Genomic DNA, 23,953 nt, shown 5'->3' with positions numbered 1-23,953 from the left:
ATTCCCAATTACCGATTAATTAAAAAAGAGTCGATCGCGGGCAAAAATAAAGTCACAAAATAGTAGACTAACGGTGCGGTAAAAACATAACTGTCGGTGCGATCGAGAATGCCGCCGTGACCGGGGATCAACTGTCCCGAATCCTTAACGCCGGCGTCTCGCTTCATCATCGACTCAGTTAAATCTCCCAACAGGCTAGCAACCCCAATCAACAGACCAAAAGCAGCCCCAGTATACGGCCACCCCGGCCAGTGTAAATACCAAGACCCAGCGACTGCCACGGCGATGCTGCCGCAAACTCCAAATACTGCACCTTCAACGGTTTTTTTGGGGCTGATATGGGACAGGCTAGTGCGGCCGAAGAATTTGCCGACAAAATAAGCCCCAATGTCAGCGGCCCAGATGCAGAAGAAAGCCAGCAGCAGCGAAGTCAATCCTAAAGATATGTGGCTGGAATTTGTCCAAGACGGGGACGGGTAAATGTTAACCGGCAAATTGCTTGCTACTGCTTGCGAAAGTTGGGTTGTAGCAAGATTGGCTGGGTCGAGGCCCACTCGCAGGCGTACCCAATAGCTGGGCAAATAACCGCCGTAGAACAATCCTAAAACTGAGGAGGCAATATCGGCGATCGTCGATAATTTAGGTTGGAATAACAGGTAGAAACAAATTAAGGTTCCCGCTAAGGGGAACATGGCGTCTACGAGTTCCGGTGCTAGGGCGGCAGTAATCAATAGCCCTTGACTGACGGCTAAGGTAGTTTTGGCAGCGGGCGCAATGCCTTTAGCCCTGGCTAATTGAAAATATTCCAATTGGCCTAGGTAGACGATGACTCCAAAGCCGACGGTGAAGTACCATCCGCCCATAATAATCATTCCCAAAGCAAGGGCGATCGCAACTATTCCACTCAGGATACGAGACCAAGGCATAAAATGAATTTCTCTTGCAGACGGCGGCGGATCATTCGATTTTGGATTTTGGATTTTGGATTTTGGATTGGAGATTTTGGATTTTTCTAGAGCACGAGTTGATCCCTTGCACAACTAACCCCCATCCCCCATCCGTTATCCAATATCTCAAGTCAGGCGGTCAATCCAGCTATGGTGGCCCCTATTCTTAAGTATGAAGGTTAAGTGAACTTAAAAAAGATTAAGAATTACAGAATTAATTCGTGTATCCGTGTCAAAATTCGTGTCGTGCCTTCTTCTTGCTTCTAATCCAGCTTTTCGCCGCTGAGAATAAATATGGGATTGACGGCGGCAAAGGTTTGACTGAGGCCGCGAGTCTCCAAGCGGTTGACGGCGGACTGGACTACCTCGATGTTGCGGACTTGCAACTCGGCGAAGCCTTCGGAAAGGGCGTAAAGATTTTCTAAATTCGAGGCTGTGGCGACCACTCTACCGTGGGGTTGCAAGTACCGCCAGACTTCTTGGAGAATCGCTTTAATGGGGCGACCTCCTTCGATGCAGACTCGGTGGGGGGGTTGGGGCAGGTTTTCCAGGCATTCCGGGGCACTGCCTTCTATGACTTCTACGTTGTCGAGCTCGAATCGATCGCAATTTCTGCGAATCAAGCTTGCTACTTCTTCGTCCCTTTCGACGGCGATAATCCGACCTTTGGGACACAGCAAACCTGTTTCTACGGCGATCGTACCAGTACCTGCACCGATGTCCCACACCACTGAATCTGCTTGCAGCCGCAGGTGGGAGATTAACAGCAGTCGGACTTCTCGCTTACTCATGGGAATTCCCGGTAAACGTTCAAATAAGTCATCCGGGATGCCTGGAGTGACGTAGGGCCAAAGCATAGTTATATTTTTGATTTTTGATTTTTGATTGAAGCAAGACGGCAGTTGGAACTCGTGGAAGAATTAGTAGAAATTCTGCCAATTTCCCCCAAGCCTTAATATTTACTGTCGCACAACCTTGAGAGTTTGGAGGCCGGGATCGCTGCAACCTGTGATTTTTCCGCCGGCGGCAAGGATTTGTTGCAGGTAGTCAACGGCTGCTGGGGTAATGATTTCACCGGGCATCAGGACTGGTATTCCTGGGGGATAGGGACAGATGAGTTCGGCGCACAGGCGATCGACTGCTTTGCCTGCGGGTACTGTTTCCGCTGGGAAAAAGAAGGCCTCGCGAGGGGAGAGGAGAGGGGGAGAGGGGGAGAGTGGGAGAGTGGGAGAGTGGGCCAATCTTCCATCGGACATCGGACTTCTTCTCTCGGACTTCTTCTTTCGGACTTCTTCCTTCTTCCTGACATCCGTTACATCTTGTACAGTGCTCGTTGCCGAACTTCCTTCTTCCTTCTTCGTTCTTCCTTCTAAAAGAGTACAAGCTTTAACTAGATTGTCAATATCTGATTCTGTATTTCCCAAGCTGATAATAAATGTTAAATGTTGCGGCATTGGTAATTCTGCCGTCACACCGAGTTGAGAGTGCAGAATTTCATCAGCGGCAAATCCTGTGATTCCTAAATTGGATACTTTTACTGTTAGCCTGGTTCTGTCTAATGCTGCAAAACCCGGTGTATTTAACGGTTCTAAAACTGATAATCCGGGAATTTGACTGATGCGCGATCGCGCTTTTTCTGCTAGCTGTAAAGTTTGCGCCATTAACTGTTCGCCGTGGAGTGCGATTTGTTGGCGGGCTGCGTCTAGGGATGCTAATAGTATATAACTGGGACTGGTAGATTGTACTAGCTGCAATGCTTTATTTAATTTTTGGATATCTATGCGATCGCCCTTGACGTGCAGCATCGATGCTTGTGTCATTGCACCGAGGGTTTTGTGGATTGATTGTACTGTTAAATCGGCGCCGGCTGACAGTGCCGGTTCTGGCAAGTTTGGATGAAAGTTAAAGTGTGCGCCGTGGGCTTCGTCTACTAATAACGGTATGTTGTATTGATGGGTAATTTGGACGATCGCCCGCAAATCCCCGCAGACGCCGTGATAGGTTGGGTAAACTATCATTACTGCTTTGGCGTCGGGATGTTGTTCTAATGCTGCGGCTGTGGCTTCTGGGGTGACGCTGTTGGCAATATCCCAATCCGAGTTGTACTCTGGATTGACAAAAATTGGAATTGCACCCGATAAAATTAAACCTGAAATCGCCGAGGAGTGGATATTTCGAGGCAAGATAATTTTATCGCCGGGGCCGCAAGTTGCTAAAATGGCGGCGATAATTCCGCAAGTCGAACCGTTAGCCAAAAACCGAGTTGATTGGGCTCCAAATGCTGCGGCGGCTAAGTCTTGAGCTTGGGCAATTGCACTTTCTGGGTTAAAGAGATTGTCTAACTCCGGCAATTCGGGCAAATCCGAACGAAATACTGCTGCACCGAATAAGTCAATTAGGGGTTGAGAGATTCCTTGTCCGCCTTTGTGTCCGGGGGCGTAGAATGGGGCGTGCGGATGATTTGTGCGATCGCGCAAGGCATCTAATAGAGGTGTTTGTTGTTGAGAGTTTGCTGGTGACACGCTTAATCTTGATTTGATTATTTGGAATTATAGCAACCGCCGAGGTTTCACCGGACGTTATTAATTGCTGAAACCGTTGCTGGAAATTCCGCGATCGCATCGACTGCTTCCTTTTTCCTTGCAATCGCCCACAAGCAACACTGTCTCAATTTCAAACTTCTCTAAAATGACTTAATATGGACTGCTTAAGTATGAAACCCAAACAGTTGAAAATTCTGGCTACTGCTTTACTTATGGTTTGTCTAGGGGCTGTGGTTTCAGTTACAGCACAAAATCCTACCACAGTCTGCGACTATTTTTCAGCTTACTGTGGTGAGGAAGTTTTGGGCGATCGCATTCCCTGGCCACAGTCTATTTTTGCTCTTCTACTACTAGCTCAAAATCATAGCCAGTGTTAGAGCGGGAACGGGAAGGCTTTTTCTTGACTGTGACAAGTTGAATTGTTGGGTTGAGACGTTCGCCCGATTTGTCAAATTGTATCTTTCCGCTTGCTCCCTCAGCACTAAATTGTGCTTGATTAGGATCTAAACCTTCTGAACGCAGAGTTTCTGCTATTTTCTGGCGATCTGGATGTTGCTTAATTGCTCCTATTAAAGCTTTAGCAGCATCGTAAGACATGGCAGTTCGCCAGTTAACATCTGCATTCCAAAGGTTTTTAGAGGTTCCTGTAAAGCCTTTACCGGATGGGTCAATATGCCAAGAAATTCCTAGTATCATGCCTACTGCATTATCTTGACCTTCTTGCAAAGTTTTCAAGCTATAAACATCATCTCCCGCTAAGATAGGCAGCCGTCGCTTGTTTGCTTCGATAATTTTGAGCGCTTCATCTAGTTTTTCGGTGCTTGGCAGTAAGACTAGCACTTCAGCTTCTTTTGGAATCGCATTATCTGCATTAAAATTGGCAGGGGATAGGTCAACTGCTGGCAGTACTTGCCCTCTTTCCCTAGAAACAACAGACTCAAATGCTGATTTGAGAGATCGACTATACTCACTTTGGGAGTTATAAAACACAACAGCTTTTTTGTTTCCCATTTTCTCAAGCATATAGTTAGCCAATTTTTCACCAGCTAAACTATCTCTGGGTACAGTGCGAAAGACGTATTGACCAAGCACATTTGACAATTCATCCGAGGTACTGACTGGAGAAATTGCCACTAATCCTTTGCTGTTGTAAACTGTGGCTGCTTCCCTAGTTACATCGCTAGCAAAATGTCCGACAACTCCAAGAAGTTCTGAATTTTTAGCTAATTCTTCAGCGATTTCTTTAGCAGTTTTGGGATCGTTGCGATCGTCAGCAATTAACACCCGTATCGGTATGACACCCTGCTGATTCTTTGCCCACAGGTTAAATTCTTGTTGAGCTTGAGCAACTCCGCGCAGGATTTCTAATGCGCCGTTGGGATTGCTTGTAAGTGGAACAGGTACTGCGATCGTATAAGATTGGAGATTGCCAATTCGGGTATTGTTGAGATAAATTAGGGCTTCTGGATTATTACGCTTCTTCTGTAGGGAGCGTTCTAAGTAGTAACTGGCTGTCTCAAAAGCCCTAGCTTCGATCGCTTGCAGTGCGGACTGCAAATCGGGATTAGTAGGGCTTGGTACGAGAATGTTGTTACTAATGCTGATTTTATCAGTGGCGCTCGCTTCGCTCTGAGTAGACTGGTTGGAATTTGTAGGGGTTGCTACTTGACTATTATTGCTAGTCGTGATTGGCTGGTTGGTTGTAATGTGATCACTTGGTTGAGGACATAATTCTCGATCGCTAGGTTCAACATCCGGGCTATTCTCTATATAATCCTTAACCAAATCACAGACCCCTTTCATCAATTGATTTTCATTGCTAAGGTCTTTATTGCCACCGAGTTGCCACAGGTTAATCCAGCCGTTATCTTTAGCAGTTGCTAGTTCGGTGCTGTCAGAATTGAACGCTACGCTAGAAATTCTTGGTTGCTCTGCTTTAAATGGCCGGAGCTTATCCCCCAAGACATACCATACTTTAAGAGTATTTTCTTTTTCTCCAATAGTTGCTAGTTCTTTTTCTCCAATAGTTGCTAGCAGCTTACCGTCAGGACTGAAGATTACGCTTTTGACTTTGCCTTGCAGTGTATTGATTTGGTGGAAAAGCTTGCCAGAAGTATCACCCAACCTGACTGTGCCGTCTTTTGCACCCGTGGCTAGTAGATCGCGTTTACTACTGAACGCTATGCTACTCACCTCGTCTTGCTCCGTTGGGATTGAGTCTTTTGGTTGTTTAAGTTGGCTTCCTGAGATGTCCCACAGGTTAACTGTATTCCTATTGTTAATAGTTGCCAGTATTTTGCCGTCAGGACTGAACGCCACATTAGTAACATTGTTTAGTTCTTGTGGCTCATTTGATTGCTGATTTTCTAACTTAGAATATTGACCATTCGAGATATTCCACAGTTCTACTTTGCTGTCTTTGTCAATAGTTGCCAGTAGATTACCGTTAGGACTGAACGCCACATTAGTAATCCTGAGTTGACTTAGCGTTGGTTCTTTAGGCTCATTGGACGGCTGATTTTTCTCATGGGAATAAAGCAGTTTAGCTCGATCTCGATCCTTAGAGATATCCCACAGTTTTACTTTGCCGTTATTGTCAATAGTTGCCAGTCGATTACCGTCAGGACTAAACATTGCCTTCTCGATCCCATCTAGAGACTGCTTTAGCAACTGATTTTGCTCTTGACTTGCCTCCGTCAGCATTAGGTCAAGCTGTTTACGTTCATTATTGGCTGAGATTTGCCACAATTTGAAGGTGTTGCTTTGTTTTTCAATAGTTGCTACTCGCGTACTGTCGGGAGAGAATACTACGCTCCTGAGTTGACTTGACTGGAGTGAGAATTGCATAGGTTGGTTCACCCATAAATTCCATAACTTCACCAAGCCATCTTCTCCAGCAGTTGCCAGTAGATTGTCAGAAGTATAGGTTAAAGAACTGATATTACCTTGTTGCGTTTCTAAATATCCAACCCATGTTTTCTGGTTGATATCCCAAAAACGGACTACGCCACCAGGTTGACTAATTGCTAGTAAACCATTGCTTCTGAATGCTACGCTCTTATTTTTTGCACTTCCTGGAGGAAGTGGGATTATCTGGTTCTCATTCCAAGTACCCCCGTTATTCGAGGTAGACCACAGAATTAATTCATCCTCTCGTTTAGAATCTATATTCTGTGCTCGTAAAGTTGCTACCTGTTTCCCGTCAGGACTATACGCTATGCTATAAAAAATTCCTTCTCCTACTGGGATTAATGTTTTCTGAATATCTTCAGGTTTTTTTATACTCATATTTTCTTTAATCTTCAACGTCACAGTATCTTTCTTTGGACTAGCCCATTTTTTTGCGTCACGAGTAGACTCAACGCTGAGCAGCGTCACAGCATCTTTTTCTTTACCAATTGCCAAGTATTTGCCGTCACGAGTAAACGCCACGCTATGAACAGATATTCTTCCTTGTGTTACTTGTTTGTCATTTTGGGATTTGTAGAGGTTGCCACCCCGAACTGTGTCGAATATACTAACTCTGTCACCTTCTCCAACAGTTGCCACTAAGTTGTCATTAGGACTTAATGCCAAATCCCAGATATACTTATGCTCTGTGTTAATTCTCCTAATGGGTTTACCTGAAGCATCCCAAATCCTTACTGTACCATTCATGTCACCCGTTGCTAGCCTTTTACCGTCAAGACTAGATGCTATAGATTTGATTGGAGAGGTTTCTTCCTGCGGTTGAATTGTGTTAAGTTTTTTAGAGGAGGAGGTATCCCACACAATAACTCTATCATCCGCTCCGCGAGTTGCTAGTTTCCCATCATCACTAAATGCCATGCTATAGACAGCCCCTTGTCTTGTTTTGATTAATTCTTTTATTTTATTGTTAGGTTCGTCAATACTCCACAACGTGACTGTGCCGTTTTCTGCCCCAGTTGCCAATTTGTCGTCTGGAGTGAATGCCACGCTGTATACATTATTTTGATCGGGTATTGTGCGGAGTAGTTTTTCATTTTTCTTGGTGGTATCCCATATCTCGATGTCTTTTACTCTAAGAATTGCCAGCAAACCCTTAGAACTAAATGCAATGCGATAGACCCTCTCTAATTTCTCTGATTCCCCTGATTCTTTTTTTCCTAGAGATATCGATCGATCGTCAGGTTTAGGGATAGCTTTCCCGTCCTGTTGTTCAATATTCCACAACGTGACTGTGCCGTCCTCTCGACCAATTGCCAGCTTTTTACCTTCTGGATCGAATGCTAAAGCCTTGACAACCGAACTTCGTTTTTTATTGTTGATTGATGGTTCTTGAGTGGCTTCACTGTGTTCAGTATTAATTGGTAGTTCTGGGAAAACTTGAGTGGGATTTATTTTGCCGTCTATTTGTTCAATTTTCCACAATTTTACCGTTCCGTCTGCCGCCCCAGTCGCCAAAAATTTCGAGCCGTTTTTTAATCTTGAAAATGCCACACTATAGACATTATCTTGTTTTGTTGAAAAAGTATCAAGATGTTCTAGTTTATTATCTGTATCTGCTCGGCTATCTAATTGCTTAACAAGACGAAAGTTTTTTATAAATTTAGATATAAAACTCCAGATTTGATAATTCCAGGATTGATTATTAGGTGGAACTTTATATATAAATACCGTATCGTTTTTTCCAACGACTGCTAGCAGTTCCCCATCGGAACTTAACGCCATATCATATACAGGTCCTCGATTCTGAAGCCGATTGCGTTCTATTGCTGCATAAAAAACCTTATGAAGTGTTCTTTGCACTTCTGCCTTTTCTGTGTCTGGCTTGTTGAAGCTGATTTCCTCAAAAGCTTTTCGTGCCCGTAAAATATCGACTGCCGCCTCTAATTCATTTTTTGATTGCAAGTTGGCTTCTGCTGATTGTGTTAGAGCATGAACTTTCTTAATACTTGCGTCCCTTTGTCCCAACCAAGCAACTCCTGTCAAAATTGTAGCCCCTACTATTACTACTAATGCTCCCACTGATAACTTAATTTCACTTTGTCTTTTTCGGATGACACTTTGCCGTACAAACTCAGTTTCAGTCTGATTCAACCAGCTATCCTGAGAGTAGAGAAACGGCCTAACCTGCTCTAATCGGGTATTATTTTCCCATAGAGAGTTACCTGGATTTACAGTATTATTTGATTTTTTATCCTTGATTGATAAATTATAATTCTGTTCTAACTGTGGGTTAGTTCGTCGAAGTAATCTGAAAAAGATAAAAAACGCTAAAAGTTTAAAAACTTTAAAAGCCAATTTCCAATGGATAAAAAATAATCCCAACCAAATCAGAACAAGACCGATAAGACCGAAAATTAACAATCCAATTAAAAACTCGCTCCATGGAACAAAAACTAATGGTTTGTCAAATAATATTAATACCAAGGCCAGTAACAACAGAATTCCCAACAAAATAAAAAACATTCCTAACACAATCGTAACTAATTTTAATATCCCCCATTTTATTTTATTAAACAACTCATTTTTGGCTTCTTGTTCAATCAAGCTATTAATTATAAGAGGTATGATATTTATTGCAACCTTAATACCTGATAAGATCAGATACTTTAAATTTTCCTCTAATTCAGTATTATATTTTTTTAATTCGCGTTCCCGTTCATACCAATCTTGAGCCTCAGTAATGAGCCGTTCTCTTAGACCCCAATTTTCCTCTTGTTCTTCCAACCATCCCTGTTCTCGATCTTGATTTTCCTGTTCCTGTTCTTTTCCCTCATCTTTTTTACTGAGCTTATCCCAATATAGGATGAGAGCATCGTGAGCAGGTTCTACATAGGACATTTCTACCTTCTGACCATTCTTCACATACTCGTTTAAATTTGAAACAATCAAGCGCTCCTTGATAAGTCGATCGATGACTTGACACATACGATATGTAGCATCTTTGTGTCTACAACGCCAATCAGGATACTGTAACTCAGATTTAGGTACAGGTCGCTTGGTTAATTTTCCTCCCTGTATTGTGACCATGCGAAGCATAAGCTGTTTCATCATTGCTTGGCGTACCTGGCCTGCTGATTCATCCTCGGCAGGAATAGGTTTGCCTAGTTTTTTGCATTCTCTTTCGTATTCCTTAGTAAACTTTTCATCCTCCTTATCCTTTTCTTTGGTGGATATTTGATGATTCTCTGGCAACTTTTTACCAAGTTTGTCGTATACGTCCGTTGCCTTGTTAGTTAAAGCTTTTGCGACACCACCTAATGCTGTGTAATGCTGTTGGGTAATCGTTATTGGCTCACGAGAATTTTGAGCCGAGGGATTTTTAGCATCCTGATAGAGTTTTTCTAATGTAAATGAGAGTAGTGCCAACGCTCCCGGCATTCCTCGAACATCGTCAATAATGTCATTAACGAGTTGATCCGACTCAAAGTCCACACCAAAAAGTCTGGCTGGTTTTTCAATTGCCTGTTTCAATTCGTCAATATTCATCTCATCAACGACTAAACGGGCTTCTTTATTCCAGTATTGACTAATATTTAAATCAGTGGTAGTGTCTGGAGAATTGCTGGTAGTTGAGGAACCTCGAAAATAAATTTCAAAATCTGAACGCACCGTTAGGACAATTTTCAGATTTTCAGACTTGTTTAACATCTGTGCGAGTAACTTCAAAAAATATTCTTGCTCTAATGGTTGGCACAGAGTGACCAACTCTTCAAATTGATCGATAACTAACAAAAAAAATTCCTCATTAGATAATTGTTGGATGAATTCGTTAGTTAATTCGTTGAAAACATCTGCAATTTCTTTTTTAAGATTTTCATCGTGGCGAATTAATTTCCCAGGCATCGCAAAACCTTTGGGGTTTATGGACTTATGATTTAACTTTTCGTAAAAAAAATCTAATTTCTTAGAAAGCTCTGAAATGTTCGTGTTATCAGACGCTTGAGGTACTTCAACTGCATTGACTAATGCCTTAAAAGGAGACTCACCAGGACGAATTGGCCCAAAAATTTTCCATAATTTTGGATTATTAGATGTATTAGATTGTGGTGACTCATTTTCTTTTTCTATCTTGGCAAGAAGACCCGCTTTTACCAAACTTGACTTGCCAGAGCCAGATGCGCCAGTCACAACCGTTAACTTTTGCTTGTTCTCGTAGACGCGCTTAAATAATTCCTCCACAAGTCGTTTCCTGCCTCTAAATAGGAGAGCATCACCTTTTTCATACGACAAAAGACCTTTATATGGACTAAATTGATCTAGAATTTCTTCTAGTTTAGTTGGCTCAAAATCGGGCAGTATAAAAAAATACTGCCCTGATTGTTTTTTGCCCGTAAATGTCAGGGTAAATTTCTGGGGAGATTGATACTCATTAACAAATTTATCGTTTTTAAGATAAGTGTAAATTTCGTTGTCTGTGATAATATCGTCATCATTATAATCTGATTTTTTCGCAGTCTTATAATCCAGAACTTTGAATAAAGCTCGTGCAAAATAGGAATGGATTTGATGAGAATTTTTGGAATCAAGAGCTTCCTCATAACCCGATGAAGTAATCGCTGTCCAAGCAGGTTGGGAATACATGAGCTTGTATTGTCGCTCGTACTTTATCTCTGAGTCATCCTCAAAACTAGCTGTCCTAGATACACTTACATCTTCTAGACCTGTATTATTTATTGCTTGACCTGCAAAGCAGCAGTCCAGAATCAGGAGTAAGTGACGACAATTTAGGGGCTTCAGAGCATCAAACAAAGATTTCAGAGGTAATGATTTTCCATCCTGACACTGCAAAAATTGCTTATTAAGAATTTTTTCTTTTTCTGCCTCATTGCGGACTTTCTGACTATCTTCGAGACTAGAAGCAACACCATGACCTGAAAAATAAATCAAAAGACGATTATTATCTTTTAGTTCAACAGTTTCTCCATCAGAAAAATGAATTTTTCCTTCTTTCAAAGCTTGTAGTAACTTCGTCAGTTCACTGTGCGTAGCCTGTTCATCTGTAAGTAATAAAACTTTGTACCGCTCATCTAGTGTTCGTTCTTCTGAACTAAGAATCTGAGCCAGTTTTTCCGCATCGTTTTTTGCTGCCCTTAATGGTCTTTGAGCATAATTATTAATACCAATAATGATGGCAAAATTACGTTCAAAATCATGTCGTGTCATTGGTGTAACTCCTAAAAAAATATAAATGGGACTAAGTGCTAATTCAGTTTTTTAGTTGCAGTGATGTTTTATTTGGAGCCGCTCTAATGAGCGGCTGTCATAACTACTTAGAAGGCAACACACTGGTAATGGTGACTTTTTTTGTATACCAGTCGTCGTATGCTTCTTCTTCATCCCATCGAGCCGTCCGAAACTGAGCGCGATCCATCAAACGATTGAGCGTACTTTGTTTGAAGATGTTCTTATGTGCAGCACGAGGCAAGTCCAAGGCATCCTGACTGCTTAATCGCGCATCAAATTCGGTGGTACTTACAATCAGCTTGAAAATATCCTTAGTTTCAGTAATTCCTAAATTTTGTAACTCAGGATCGACGGTGAATTTAATGTACTTTCCATTTCCAGCTAATGCCTCTTGTCCAGGTTCAAGTCGTACATATCCCGCTTCAAAATATGGAGCCGCTACAGCAAAGCGATCCGTCAGATCCAATACTGTGCAAAACACAGTTGTTTGACTCTTGTTTATTAGTTTGAGTTGGCATCTGGGGGGTTGCCATTTTCTCTCTTTATACTGATACTCTCTGCGAATTTCCTTTTCGGATGCGGCATTTTTCTCACCTTCAAACAAAAGCACCATCTCAATATCATTAGGTTGAATTCTGCTTACAGGAGGAGTAGAGAGGTCACGAATAGTCAACCAACGTGCAATATGCTCAAAACGCTCGATCGCCAGTTTGGCATTATCTAATGTGAAACCTTGAATGGGAGCAACTAAAGGGCGATCCTCCCCTTTAAGCTGAATGGAATATTCTTGATTACGACACTGCAAGTACAACTGAGCATCATCGCGGTTCGGAACTTGGCGAATATAGGCAGAAGGACGGTTGCCCATCGTAGCAGACTGAATTGCCTGAGAAGCCAACTTAACTCCTGTCACATCACCCTCAATGTAAACGCCTTGTGCTGGCAAAGGCACAGTAATCACTACAGCCTTATAGATAACCTCTTTTGACAAATTATTACTATTGCTGGTGATTTCTAAGTGGCTCAATTGAGGCAATACCTTCGTCACTTTGGCTTCGCCAATCGATTTATTAGGATCTTTAAAGTCATTGACATTGCCGTTAAAATCAAACAGCGCCAATAAAGTTGTTTCCTCTCCCGCAGGTGGTTGAACGCCGTGAACCGCTCCTCCATCTATAACCCAGCCTAATTTGTGATCGTGGCGAACCGTGAAGTAAGATGGTCGTTCTGCGATCGCTCCATCAAGAAAAAGTAGATTTCCATTATCTGAAGGTGTAACTTCGAGTTGAGGAGATTGGGTGCTTGATATTTTTGCCAGCTCTCTCGAAACCGTGTTTTTAGTTTGTTGCCATAGTTCTCGATAAGTTAATTTCCCAGGTCGCTCCAAAGTTTTTAACAAGCTGTAGGAAAAAATCCCTCGTTTCTTACCATCAATAGTCAGTTCCTTTGCTGTGTCCCGATCTTCACAAGCTGCCATGAGAATATTTCGTCCTTGCGGAAATTCCCAATTTTTAGAACTGAGGCTAGAGCTAGAGGAGGAACATAAATGTGTCAACTCTTCAGCACTGAAGAGGTAGCTGTCTAGGGGACGAGGGCGATCGTCCGCAGGAGCAAGACGTTCTACTACGTCCTGAGACACGTCCTTCACACCACCGCCGGAATGGCAGCAATCGAGAATAATACAAATGTGAGGCTCTTTGACTGCGACCTCTGAGATTAATTTGGCAAGCTCTTTGTCTGCCAAATTCCATTTACCAGGGAGGCTGCTATCATAACAATACAAAGTTTCATTTTTTCGATCTGGCTCAAAACGCCAAAACGCTTCATGTATGTTCTTTTCTTGCGAACCATGACCGCTGTAGTAAAAAAGAACAACATCATTGCTTTTTGCTTGAGATAAATGCTCCCGAAAACCCTGAATAATTCCTTCACGAGTGGCTTCTCTATCGAAGAGTGTTTTGATACGAAGTTGGCAACTATCACTAGCAAGCCGTTGCTCCAAATATTGTTTTACAGTTTCGATATCATTCACGCAGCCCTGTAGACGATCGCGTTCCTTGGGATATTCATTGATACCGACAAGAAGTGCATAAAGATTACGATTCATCGCTTTAACTCCCACATATATTTTGTTGAAAATTATTTTTGATGTTCCAGAAGTTGTTTCTAGAAGTCGTAGGTTGGGTTTCCTTCTTCAACCCAACCTACTGAATATCAAAAAACTGTCCAATCTTCCCCTACAAATAAAGCTCTCTCGGCTTTCCGCCGCCGCGTTAGTCCTGGTAATTCTTGACCCCCTGCCTTATTCCATCGCGGGAATTGGTCAGCCGCACCCTGAAAATCTCCTTGATTTAACAGCTTTAACAACGTTGACTCAAACAGAGAACCAGCACCTAGATTAAAAGTAAAAGACACTAACGCCGAAAATTGATTTTCATTGAGATCAACTTGCACAGCCTCAGACACATACGCTTCAAATTCTGCTAAATCTTTTCTCAGCAATTCTTCCGCCTGTGCTTCCGTAATTGTCATACCCTCATATACGCCTTGGGTATGTCCGTATCCAATTGTCCAAACACCAACAGCATCAAGATAGGCTTCTAACTCGATTCCCTCAAAGGATTTAATCAAATTCACCCCGTCTTGATTGATTGTCATCCCTCCCCGAGCGGCTATTTCCATAACTTGAGGAGGAACTTTATCGGGAGGAGCAATGGTAAATGTTTTAGCTAATGTGAATCGCAAAGTTTTTGAGAGCAATTTCACTTGTCCTTCGGTGGCGATCGCTTTTACTGCCACCTCGCCTTCCATTTCATAAAGACTTCCATCAGGGAAGATTTCGAGCACCCGTTCCATCGTAATTTATCCTTAATTTTTGGATTTTATGTTTCAATTCAACCGTGAAGCATAAGCTCTATAATTAATTCACTGGCTGTTGTGCAACACTGTTTGCTGTTGGCGATTCTTTGCCGTTAAATGTATCTGTCTCTTCAGGCAGATTTTTTTCCCAAATTTCGCAGACCGTTTCCGATGTGGTTTCGGCAACTGTAGAAGTTGCCGAAACCAGGGTTTTGATAATCAATACCGCAACAATCATGGCGAGCGAAAAAGGTAAATTGAGTTGACTTGCTAAAGCGGGGGCTAAAAATGCCGCTGCTTTCTCAGAGTTTTCTTTGTAGCTGGCCTGAATTTTGGCTATCAGTTCTGGGTCTAACAGTTCGCCGCACATCAACTCATAGGATTTGATATTGAATTTCTTGAAGAATTGGTCGCCAAATTTCAAAGCAAGACTATCTGAACTAAAACCTCTGGGAGTTGCGTTTAGATCATCTTCAAGACTCTCAATAGAAGCAGAACGTGCGGTTGCATCTTGCCCTATTTCTTGAACCCGAATCCCAAGCTGTGCCTTGAGAGTATCTTCATCAAGGTCTAGCAATTTTTGCGCTACTTCATCAATTTGCGTCATAACTTTAGGGAAGTTGTTGTGACAGACTACAAGGTGAAAGAAAGGGCGGGTTGAGAAGAGCGATCGTTGTGATGCTATCAATCTAGGAGACCCGACCCTACAAATATCAATGCTTACTTAGGGAACGGGAAAATGACACCAACTCTCGCCACCCACATCCCAAACAGCTCGAAGGTCGGAATAAGTGTAGCGAACATCTCCACCGCTAGCGTTATTGTCATATCCACCCTGATAACCTAGCCATTTGCCATAGGGATCGTTGCAGATCCAAACTCCCTCTGCATCGTCATAACCTTTGATGACAATGATATGACCATTTGTAAAATAACCGTGAATGACAACAGGATTACCTTTAGCTAAATGCTGTTTTATTTCCTGTTCAGAGGTAACATTTTTGAAGTAAGTATTCTGAAGTTTTCCATTGCCATATTTTTGACCCCACTCCCGGAGAAGCCGCTGAAGATAAATGGGGATGTGTCGCGTACAAGTGCCGTCTGCGAGAGGATAACCCTCCTTTTCATCCCACTCTTCTGTTTTTCGGAACAGCACATCTTCAAGCTGTACGTCGTTTTTAATATCTTCTTGCGTTCGAGAATCCACCTCATAATACTTGAGAACCATTGCTATGCAAGTGACATTACACGCCCCTGAAGGACGTTTTAAATTATTGAGCTGAGAGTGGTAAGGAACTTTTAAATCAACTTTCGGCGGCAGTACCGGCGGGTACTGTTGAGCAACTGACTCACCTCGCGGAACAGCCGTTAAGGAGATTTCAACATCATCGCCAAAACAGTAATATTGTTTTGGGGCTGTTTCTGGTGAACGAATATCAAATTCATCGAGATAAACCCGAATATACTTACCTTGCAAATTAGGGGTGTACGCACTGATAAAAATTTCCTCTCCGGCTTTGTACTTGAGCATTTGATCTGGAGATAATAGTGATGTGTCGAGTGGGCGAGCTTTCAGCACCGAATTGTCTTTAAAACGCAATGTATATTCTAGGGTGTTCATTCTTTACCTCGTGGACTGGTAAGATGCTAGGTTCAATCGTAAGAGAATAATCCCCAAAAAGTTCCTAGCTTTTAGTTGAGTCTTAAATTAGCCAAAAGGCCAGCTCGCAACTGGCCGTAAGTACGGGACAGAACCTGTACTTTTGGCTAGGTGTCGTGCCAAACTACACGCTGGCATGGCTTTTCGGAGGGCGATGATTGCGCGATTTTAGATTTTAGATTTTAGATTAAAGAATGGCTCCCACGGGCTGTAGCGATCGCAGGTGATGAGTACGCTACGCTTTTTTCAAGGGTTCACGGCCTGTACCGCGGGGCTGTGACCAAATTGCTTTCCGTCAGCATAAAAAATCAAATACAGATCGACCCGGTTGCTTTCGTCTACTCCAAAAAGCGGATTAAAACTCGTGCAAAATATCAACTGTAATAAATTTTCACTATTTAGATAGATGCCGTATTTTTAGTTTTTTATCTACGCTAATTGTATCGAGTTATTAATAGAATTGTCGTGATTTTTCCCAACCCTACTCCATTTCCCGGCCCGCAGATTCCCAGTACCGAACCGGGGCTGCCGACTATACCCGCATCGCCACCAGTGCCGGGCCCCGTTCCCGAACCGATTCCCGGGATAGTACCGGAGCCGGTACCTGCGCCAATTCCCCAGCCAATTCCTGAACCAGTGCCGGAAACTGTACCCTCTCCAATTCCTCAGACAGTGCCGGAGCCTATTCCTCAGACAATCCCTGAACCAGTTTAAATTATGTTTTAGTCGATCGCGAAATTTAAGATTGTTTGTGAGGTCGATCGCAAAAACCGGCTTTCTCCAAAGTCCCCAATCTTTTTGATGAATATCAGACTTCAAAAAACCCGGTTTTTGCGTAAATTAAATCAAATCTCTTAGCATCGGAATTAATATTACCCACAGCTTTCGACACGGCAGTACCGTGTCCCTACAATTAATCGCGGTAGGGACACGGCACTGCCGTGTCCTCTATATCATGTCTGAATGCAATCGGAAACGATATTATCAATTAATTGAAGTTGAGCGCCGTCTCTTGACAAAGGTCAACAGCCTCCAAATCAGTGGATTTGCCGTCAGAGTATTCCGCCCTGACATCGAAAATACAGCCCGCATCCGAGCCGCCGTAGTCAGCTCGATTCCACTCAAAATCTGCCTTTTCCCGATCGGCAATGGGGGCCTCTAGCTCGTTTTCTCCCCAAGTATCCTTATCGGGAGGAGACATATAGACGGCTGTCATCGTCTGGCCGCTGTTGTTAACCACCGAAATTTTGACCATCTGAGCGAAAACGCTAGCTGCTGTCAGCGCTAACAGGGGCAGCGACAGCCCCACAGCGATCGTTACTTTGCTTAACCACTTGTTAACCATTGAGCCATCTACCTCAAGTTAGATATTTATTCAAGCTTAGCTGTAGAAGTTAGAAGGGACAAGTCAGATACAGCATATTCCAGATTCTGTAGGGACACGGCATTGCCGTGTCCCTACAGGGATTAATCTGTATATTGCTATTGCTTATGATATTTTGAAACAGTGATATGTTTCTAAATACCTATGCTTACTGCCGGAATTGTCGGACTGCCTAATGTTGGCAAATCTACTTTGTTTAATGCTCTGGTTGCTAATGCCAAGGCGACTGCTGCTAATTTTCCTTTCTGTACGATCGAGCCAAATACGGGTATCGTGGCAGTGCCAGACGAACGGTTGAAGGTGCTGAGCAATATTTCCAATTCCGTGCAAACTGTGCCGACGCGGATGGAATTTGTGGATATTGCGGGTTTGGTGAAGGGGGCGAGTCAGGGGGAAGGACTGGGAAATCAGTTTTTGTCTCACATTCGGGCTGTAGATGCGATCGTCCACGTTGTCCGCTGTTTTGAAAATGACGATATCATTCACGTTGCGGGTTCTGTCGATCCGATCCGAGATATTGACATTATCAATCTCGAATTAATTCTAGCAGATTTAGCTCAAATAGAACGCAGGCTCGATCGCACTCGCAAGCTCGCCCGTAACAACAAGGAAGCTCAGGCAGAAGTGGATGTGCTCGAAAAATTGGTCGCGGTTTTGAATGCCGGGAAACCGGCGAGGCAGTACAATTTCACAGATGAAGAAGCTGAATTAGTTAAAGGTTTGGAATTACTGACCAACAAACCAATTATCTATGCTGCTAACGTGTCTGAGGACGATTTAGCAACGGGAAATAGCTATGTCGAACAAGTGCGGGAAGTAGCAGAAGCAGAAAATGCTAAAGTTGTCATAGTTTCGGCGCAAGTTGAGTCAGAATTGGTGGAGTTATCCGAGGAAGAACGCACGGATTTCCTAGAATCTCTGGGGGTAAAAGAAGGGGGCTTGAAATCTCTGATTCGAGCTACTTACGAATTATTGGGTTTGCGGACTTATTTTACTAGCGGGCCGAAAGAAACTCGCGCTTGGACGATTATCGCGGGAATGTTAGCACCGCAAGCTGCAGGGGTTATTCACTCGGACTTTGAACGGGGTTTCATCCGGGCAGAAACTGTGAGTTATGAAGATTTGGTTGCTACGGGCGCGATGAATGCAGCTAAGGAAAAAGGTTTAGTTCGCAGTGAAGGAAAAGAGTATGTTGTACAAGAGGGGGATGTGGTGTTGTTCCGATTTAATGTTTAGCCTTTTTAAGGAGATTGCCAAATGAAGCTCGACATCTTTTCGGTGGCAATTGCTTGGCTGGTTAATTCTGTGAGCTTTTTTATTCTTTCCAAGTTGCCCATCGGGGTAGATATTGACAGTTTTGGAAAAGCGATGATTTCGGCTGCCGTTTTTGGATTGCTGAATGCTTTGGTGCGGCCGGTTTTTGTGGGAAATGTTGAACCATTTGCGTTGCCCACTTATAGCTTGTTTGCGATGGTTATCAACGCTGGTATGTTTGGATTGGCGGCTTGGCTAGTCGAAGGATTTCGGTTGCGCTGGGGAATTTGGAGTGCTTTGCTGGGTGCTATAGCCCTCGGTTTTATCAACTCTTTGCTCTATCAGGTGTTGAGTACGCTGCCTAGTTTTCGCTAGTTAAATGTAACGCGCTGGGCGAGTTTACTTGTAGGGTGCGTCGCTGGGATATTTTCAAGTTTCAGAAGTAGATAGTTGATGGCGACTCACCTTACAGTATTCAGTTGTAATTAGTTGTAGTTGTCGGTTGGGCCTAGGAACGAACCCTCCGTTTCGCTTCGCCCAACTTGTTAGCCCCAACAAAGATTTCTGGACATACCTCAATTAACGATCGCATATTTAAAGAATATAAAGTTATCGTAATGATTTGATTAATGGCGATCGTTTATAGCGGTTATTCCGTACTTATCTATTCTGGTTCAGTTTCCAGTGGATTAGGAAAGGAACACTCTACTGTAATTTTGAGATTACTTTCTGCAGTTCCTTTTGTTACGTAGGGAATGCCTGTTTCACCGCCAATTTTGATGCCGAATTCTAGAGTAACTTTATCTACGTTAGCGATCGCAACCTGTTTAAACGCATTTAAGGTGTAATTGGTATAAGCGCGAATTGTACTTTGAATCGCCTGAAAATTTTTCACCGCTTGCTTTTGCATCGCAGAAGGACTCAACTCCCCTTTGCCACTCAGTCCCTCTTCTTCCTCTTCCTCTGTAGGTGCTGTAACTTCAATTGGGGCGGTTGTGACATCCTCTGCGGCTTCAATCCAAATAATTGTACCGTCATCCAGCTCGATCGGTGTAATTTCGGTCATGGGTAAACTCCGGGAAGTGCAAGTAATCAATAATTCCCAGCACTCAGTGAGTCTCTCCGGATAACAAGTATAAATTCTGTATCGGTGAGTAATATATTTGAGACAGAAGACTTATTACTATGAGCCGAGACGCCCTGGTAGTTGGGATTAATACATATCAATCCGATCGATTAGCGAACTTGCCAGCGCCTTCGGAAGACGCCGAAGCGATCGCGCAACTTCTAGAGAGATACGGAGACTTTAAAGTAACGCGACTACCGGCAGTCAAGGATAACCAAAATAAAACCCCTTGCGTCGGTAAGACAACCAAAGTCACGCTGGAGAAGTTAGAAAAGGCGATTGTCCAACTGTTTAAGCCAGAGAGTCAGCAGTATCCCGATACGGCACTGTTGTATTTTTCCGGACATGGACTGCGGAAAAATCGAGGCATTGAGGAAGGGTTTTTGGCAACTAGCGATGTGAATCCGGATTTAGGAAACTGGGGTTTATCTTTGCGATGGTTGCGCCAACTGCTGCAAGCAAGTCGGGTGCGACAGCAGATTATTTGGTTGGATTGTTGCTATAGCGGGGAAATCCTCACTATTGCCGAAGCAGATCCGGGGGAGAGAGGAATAGGGCGCGATCGGTGTTTTATTGCTGCCTCGCGGGCGTTTGAGGAGGCGTTTGTAAACATTGGCAGCAACCATAGCGTGCTAACAGAAGACCTGCTCAAAGGGCTTTTACCCAACCAGGAAGAATGTATTAACAACTACACGTTGGTAGATTTCCTAACTCAGAACCGTCAAGCTTTCCCCCAGCGTCCGATTTTTGCCAATTCTGGGGAAGCGATCGTTCTCACCCGCGGAAATATAACATCAGACAAAAAATCTACTCCCACAACACAGCCACCCATCTGTCCTTACAAAGGGTTAGCTTATTTTGATTGTAAAGAAGAAGACGCCAAGTATTTCTATGGCAGAAAGGCGCTAACCGATCAGTTAGTAGAAAAAGTGCGCCTGGGAAAATTCCTGGCAGTCCTGGGAGCATCGGGCAGCGGTAAATCTTCGGTTGTCAGGGCGGGATTGCTGTATCAATTGCAGCAGGGGCATAAGTTCTCCGGCAGCGATCGAGGGCAGATATACATTATGCAGCCGGGAGAGCATCCGTTGCAGAGTTTGGCACTGGCTTTTGTCGATCCGAATTTGTCGCTAATAGAACGGGCGAAACAGTTGGGAAATGCGGAGGATTTAATTAAACAAGGCGCGACAGGTTTGCGGTGCTTGGTGCAAGCTTCGTCGAGTCGGGTGGTGTTGGTAATCGACCAGTTTGAAGAAGCGTTTACCCTGTGTCAGGATCAGGATGAAAGGCAGCAATTTTTTGCCTGTATCCTGGGGGCATTGGAACAAATTGGCACACCCAATGTAGAGACGTTAAATGTAAAGTCTCTACAAATAATCATCACAATGCGGGCAGATTTCTTTGGCAAATGCCTAGAACAAGACTACAGCGGACTGGCACAACAAATTCAGGCAAATCTGGTCACAGTTACGCCGATGAATCCAGACGAGTTGAGACAGGCAATTGTCGAACCTGCCAAGCGAGTCAACCTAGAAATTGAGCCAGAACTGGTAGAAGAAATGCTGGCAGATGTGGCAAATGCGCCAGGGAGTTTACCCCTATTGCAGTACACGCTGATGGAACTTTGGAAGCAGCGCACCAATAACTGTTTGCGCCTCCAGACTTATGCCAAACTGGGTAAGGTGATGGGGACGCTTAGTCAACGTGCGAATGACGTGTATGACTCGTTTTCTGAAGCGCAACAAACAGCGGTGCGGCATATTTTCCTATCGCTAACTCAGTTGGGAGAAGGCACGGAAGACACCCGCAGGCGAGTGTTGAAACCGGATTTAGTTAATGAGCGCTATTCTGAGCAACTGATTGATGAAGTAGTTCAGAAATTAGCAGATGAGAAACTAATTGTTACTAGCGAAATGGTAGAAAAGGATAGCGCATCTGGGCGAGTTGCCGTAGTTGATGTTGCCCATGAAGCCTTGATCCGCCAGTGGCCTTTGTTACGCCAGTGGGTTGATGAGAATCGGGATATTCTCAGACAGAAACGCAAGATTGAAGCGGTAGCTGAAGAATGGCGAGAGAGGGGGAAGGCAAAGGATTATTTGCTTCAGGGAAAGCAAGTGACGGATGCGACGGCATTTCAAAAGGAACAAGCTGAAAACTTGACGTTATCAGTTTTGGCTCAAGAGTTTATTCAGAAAAGCCTCCAGCACAGACGAAATAATCGCTTCAAGCTCGTTGGTTTTGGATTGATTATTCCCATAGCTTTGGCAGTTTTTCTAGGTATTGTAGCTGAAAGACAGCTTAGGATAGGGCGGCTTTGGCAGACTGTCAACGCTGATCGAGGACAGAAGTATAGTCCGGGAAGAAATCTAGCACTTGAAGAACTGGTAAAACTTGGTGTCAGCCTAAATAAAATCGATCTCAACGGTGCCAACCTCAGCGGTGCCGACCTCAGCCGTGCCAATCTTAGCGGTGCCAATCTTATCGGTGCCCAATTGAAGTTTGCCAACCTCAATCATGCCAACCTCAATAATGCCAACCTCCTCAATGCCGACCTCAGCATGGCCAGCCTCATAAGTGCTGACCTCGTCAATGCCGACCTCATGTGGTCCAACCTCAGCGGTGCTAACCTCATCTGGTCTAACCTTAGCGGTGCCAACCTAATCGGTGCCGACCTCAGGTGTTTTGAAATTTTGAAAAATCACACCCTTTGTACTAATTTCGGGCGTGCTAAAAATCTAACTCCTAATGAAGTTAAATCTGCAAACAACTGGCAGCAAGCAAAATACGATGAGGATCTTCGTAAAAAACTCGGCTTGAAGAAATAGAGAGTAGAAAGTAGGAAAATGGGGGAATAAGCAAGTCAAAAGTCAAAAGTCAAAATTATGTAATAGTAAGAGCGATCGCCCAAATAATCCACGCTCTATTTTGAGTGCGCTCGCACTTGTTATGCAGACGGAAATGGGATCGATCGCCCTGACAATTTCATCAAATTATTGACTTTCCGACTGCCGCGCCTCCAGCCAAGCCAGCAAATCCTCCCCAGTAGTAAAATCAAACAGCGCCTCACTCAAATCTTCGACTACCGGCAAGGGAAGATTGGCAAGGCGCGATCGTATTTCCTCAGATACTTCCTGCTGTAACCGACGAGTCAATTGTCGGACAATTAGCGCACAGGCTTCTTCCTGTCGTCCTTCCTGTCGTCCTTCCGCCTTAGCTTCTTGATAGAATCTCGTTTCCTGTAGTGTAATTCCCAACATTTCCGGTCGATCGACCGCGATCAAACCTTATCGATCGCGGGCGAAGCGAAGCGGAGGGAATCGATCGGACATGATATAATTGGTAATAGCCAACTATCAACTGTCAACTATCAACTGTCAACTGTTACTGCATTAGCTTTCGCAGTAGTCGATAAATTTGTCTGGAACTAGGCGCAATTCGCCCGATCGAAAGCGATCGATCGGTATCCAAAATGCAGTATGTTCCCCATCTCCGTCTGCAAAGGCTAGACTATCCAATTCATAAAATTTGGTATCGACAAAATCGCACTGGTATAGTTGTATTAATTCATGTCCGGCTTTGCCATTATAAACAAAGAAGTTTTCCAAACAAGCCAAATATTTGATGTTTGTCAACTCGGCTTGAATTTCTTCTTGAAACTCTCTTTGCAAAGCGTCGATGCTGTGCTCTCCGAATTCTACGCCACCGCCCAGAGCTCGGTAAAATGTGTCTTGTTTGACCGGATCGCAGCATTCGGAAACGAAGATGCGATCGCCCGATCGAATCAATCCTAAAACAATTACGCGAATTGTACCTTTTTGCATAATTAGTTATCAGTCATTAGTCATCAGTTAACTGGTTCCTAGAGCGCCAGTCCAGTAAAAGAGGTTGACAAAAAACCTCAAATAGGATGTACCCAAACGACTCACAATACGCCACTAAAAACTCAAGTTGCTATGCAGTGTCTCTTCAATGATTGCCATACGAAATCTCAGCCGATTTTTGCTCTTAATAAATCCGGCCAGCCAGCGA

At 43.7% G+C, this 23,953-nt stretch carries 16 protein-coding genes; 4 read left to right on the top strand and 12 right to left on the bottom strand.

Annotated elements, in window-relative coordinates; genetic code table 11:
- Window positions 1–8: 8 nt before the first annotated feature.
- The 8 genes from QUA99_RS12445 to QUA99_RS12410 all read right to left on the bottom strand — a co-directional run bounded on the left by QUA99_RS12445 (window position 9) and on the right by QUA99_RS12410 (window position 16,124).
- Window positions 9–926 carry a phosphatidate cytidylyltransferase gene (locus QUA99_RS12445; RefSeq protein WP_333236894.1) on the bottom strand — a complete coding sequence of 306 codons (918 nt, stop codon included), beginning with the start codon at window positions 924–926 and terminating at the stop codon, window positions 9–11.
- A gap of 284 nt (window positions 927–1,210) precedes the next feature.
- Window positions 1,211–1,804, bottom strand: coding sequence for a precorrin-6Y C5,15-methyltransferase subunit CbiT (gene cbiT, locus QUA99_RS12440; RefSeq protein ID WP_190659397.1), 594 nt, complete (start codon window positions 1,802–1,804; stop codon window positions 1,211–1,213).
- Window positions 1,805–1,906: 102 nt separating this feature from the next.
- The gene (locus QUA99_RS12435; protein ID WP_333236893.1) at window positions 1,907–3,469 is read right to left on the bottom strand and encodes an aminotransferase class I/II-fold pyridoxal phosphate-dependent enzyme; all 1,563 of its coding nucleotides are present in this window, start codon (window positions 3,467–3,469) and stop codon (window positions 1,907–1,909) included.
- Between the two features lie 351 nt (window positions 3,470–3,820).
- Window positions 3,821–11,623, bottom strand: coding sequence for an nSTAND1 domain-containing NTPase (locus QUA99_RS12430; protein WP_333236892.1), 7,803 nt, complete (start codon window positions 11,621–11,623; stop codon window positions 3,821–3,823).
- 103 nt (window positions 11,624–11,726) lie between these two features.
- The gene (locus QUA99_RS12425; protein WP_333236891.1) at window positions 11,727–13,751 is read right to left on the bottom strand and encodes a caspase family protein; all 2,025 of its coding nucleotides are present in this window, start codon (window positions 13,749–13,751) and stop codon (window positions 11,727–11,729) included.
- A 107-nt stretch (window positions 13,752–13,858) separates the two neighbouring features.
- On the bottom strand, window positions 13,859–14,500 hold the full coding sequence (locus QUA99_RS12420) for a lysozyme (RefSeq protein WP_333236889.1): 642 nt from the start codon (window positions 14,498–14,500) through the stop codon (window positions 13,859–13,861).
- Window positions 14,501–14,564: 64 nt separating this feature from the next.
- Entirely contained in the window at window positions 14,565–15,110 is a 546-nt protein-coding gene (locus QUA99_RS12415; RefSeq protein WP_333236887.1) for a hypothetical protein, read from the bottom strand.
- Between the two features lie 117 nt (window positions 15,111–15,227).
- A complete protein-coding gene (locus QUA99_RS12410) occupies window positions 15,228–16,124 on the bottom strand; it encodes a C39 family peptidase (RefSeq protein WP_333236885.1) in 897 nt (298 codons plus the stop codon).
- 504 nt (window positions 16,125–16,628) lie between these two features.
- Here QUA99_RS12410 and QUA99_RS12405 point away from each other — a divergent pair.
- Window positions 16,629–16,877 carry a gamma-aminobutyric acid A receptor, epsilon-like protein gene (locus tag QUA99_RS12405; protein ID WP_333061712.1) on the top strand — a complete coding sequence of 83 codons (249 nt, stop codon included), beginning with the start codon at window positions 16,629–16,631 and terminating at the stop codon, window positions 16,875–16,877.
- Window positions 16,878–17,151: 274 nt separating this feature from the next.
- On the opposite strand, the gene QUA99_RS12400 is transcribed toward QUA99_RS12405, so the two are convergent.
- The gene (locus QUA99_RS12400; protein ID WP_333236884.1) at window positions 17,152–17,508 is read right to left on the bottom strand and encodes a hypothetical protein; all 357 of its coding nucleotides are present in this window, start codon (window positions 17,506–17,508) and stop codon (window positions 17,152–17,154) included.
- 183 nt (window positions 17,509–17,691) lie between these two features.
- Here QUA99_RS12400 and ychF point away from each other — a divergent pair, with 183 nt between their 5' ends.
- Both ychF and QUA99_RS12390 read left to right on the top strand, forming a co-directional pair.
- Entirely contained in the window at window positions 17,692–18,783 is a 1,092-nt protein-coding gene (ychF, locus tag QUA99_RS12395; protein WP_333236882.1) for a redox-regulated ATPase YchF, read from the top strand.
- Between the two features lie 21 nt (window positions 18,784–18,804).
- Window positions 18,805–19,176 carry a phage holin family protein gene (locus QUA99_RS12390; RefSeq protein WP_333236880.1) on the top strand — a complete coding sequence of 124 codons (372 nt, stop codon included), beginning with the start codon at window positions 18,805–18,807 and terminating at the stop codon, window positions 19,174–19,176.
- Between the two features lie 289 nt (window positions 19,177–19,465).
- Here the strand turns inward: QUA99_RS12390 and QUA99_RS12385 are convergent, their stop codons facing one another.
- Window positions 19,466–19,867, bottom strand: coding sequence for a CU044_2847 family protein (locus QUA99_RS12385; RefSeq protein WP_333236879.1), 402 nt, complete (start codon window positions 19,865–19,867; stop codon window positions 19,466–19,468).
- A 119-nt stretch (window positions 19,868–19,986) separates the two neighbouring features.
- Between QUA99_RS12385 and QUA99_RS12380 the strand changes: the two genes are divergently transcribed.
- Window positions 19,987–22,749 (top strand): nSTAND1 domain-containing NTPase, encoded by a 2,763-nt coding sequence (locus QUA99_RS12380; RefSeq protein ID WP_333236877.1) that lies wholly within the window; start codon window positions 19,987–19,989, stop codon window positions 22,747–22,749.
- Window positions 22,750–22,914: 165 nt separating this feature from the next.
- On the opposite strand, the gene QUA99_RS12375 is transcribed toward QUA99_RS12380, so the two are convergent.
- Both QUA99_RS12375 and QUA99_RS12370 read right to left on the bottom strand, forming a co-directional pair.
- On the bottom strand, window positions 22,915–23,181 hold the full coding sequence (locus QUA99_RS12375) for a DUF4351 domain-containing protein (protein WP_333236875.1): 267 nt from the start codon (window positions 23,179–23,181) through the stop codon (window positions 22,915–22,917).
- A 132-nt stretch (window positions 23,182–23,313) separates the two neighbouring features.
- Window positions 23,314–23,745: an NUDIX hydrolase gene (locus tag QUA99_RS12370; RefSeq protein WP_333236873.1), complete on the bottom strand. Its 432-nt coding sequence runs from the start codon at window positions 23,743–23,745 to the stop codon at window positions 23,314–23,316.
- Window positions 23,746–23,953 lie beyond the last annotated feature (208 nt).

Source organism: Microcoleus sp. F10-B2 (assembly GCF_036704965.1).
In the GTDB taxonomy this organism is placed as follows: Bacteria; Cyanobacteriota; Cyanobacteriia; order Cyanobacteriales; family Microcoleaceae; genus Microcoleus.
The sequence above is the reverse complement of the archived record's forward strand: the minus strand, read 5'-3'. Positions and strand labels throughout refer to the sequence as shown.

Bases quoted from the DNA above. Each gene is read 5' to 3' on its own strand.
- QUA99_RS12445 (WP_333236894.1), bottom strand. From the start codon at position 926: ATGCCTTGGTCTCGTATCCTGAGTGGAATAGTTGCGATCGCCCTTGCT.
- cbiT (WP_190659397.1), bottom strand. From the start codon at position 1,804: ATGCTTTGGCCCTACGTCACTCCAGGCATCCCGGATGACTTATTTGAA.
- QUA99_RS12430 (WP_333236892.1), bottom strand. From the start codon at position 11,623: ATGACACGACATGATTTTGAACGTAATTTTGCCATCATTATTGGTATT.
- QUA99_RS12425 (WP_333236891.1), bottom strand. From the start codon at position 13,751: ATGAATCGTAATCTTTATGCACTTCTTGTCGGTATCAATGAATATCCC.
- QUA99_RS12420 (WP_333236889.1), bottom strand. From the start codon at position 14,500: ATGGAACGGGTGCTCGAAATCTTCCCTGATGGAAGTCTTTATGAAATG.
- QUA99_RS12415 (WP_333236887.1), bottom strand. From the start codon at position 15,110: ATGACGCAAATTGATGAAGTAGCGCAAAAATTGCTAGACCTTGATGAA.
- QUA99_RS12410 (WP_333236885.1), bottom strand. From the start codon at position 16,124: ATGAACACCCTAGAATATACATTGCGTTTTAAAGACAATTCGGTGCTG.
- QUA99_RS12400 (WP_333236884.1), bottom strand. From the start codon at position 17,508: ATGGTTAACAAGTGGTTAAGCAAAGTAACGATCGCTGTGGGGCTGTCG.
- ychF (WP_333236882.1), top strand. From the start codon at position 17,692: ATGCTTACTGCCGGAATTGTCGGACTGCCTAATGTTGGCAAATCTACT.
- QUA99_RS12390 (WP_333236880.1), top strand. From the start codon at position 18,805: ATGAAGCTCGACATCTTTTCGGTGGCAATTGCTTGGCTGGTTAATTCT.
- QUA99_RS12385 (WP_333236879.1), bottom strand. From the start codon at position 19,867: ATGACCGAAATTACACCGATCGAGCTGGATGACGGTACAATTATTTGG.
- QUA99_RS12380 (WP_333236877.1), top strand. From the start codon at position 19,987: ATGAGCCGAGACGCCCTGGTAGTTGGGATTAATACATATCAATCCGAT.
- QUA99_RS12375 (WP_333236875.1), bottom strand. From the start codon at position 23,181: ATGTTGGGAATTACACTACAGGAAACGAGATTCTATCAAGAAGCTAAG.
- QUA99_RS12370 (WP_333236873.1), bottom strand. From the start codon at position 23,745: ATGCAAAAAGGTACAATTCGCGTAATTGTTTTAGGATTGATTCGATCG.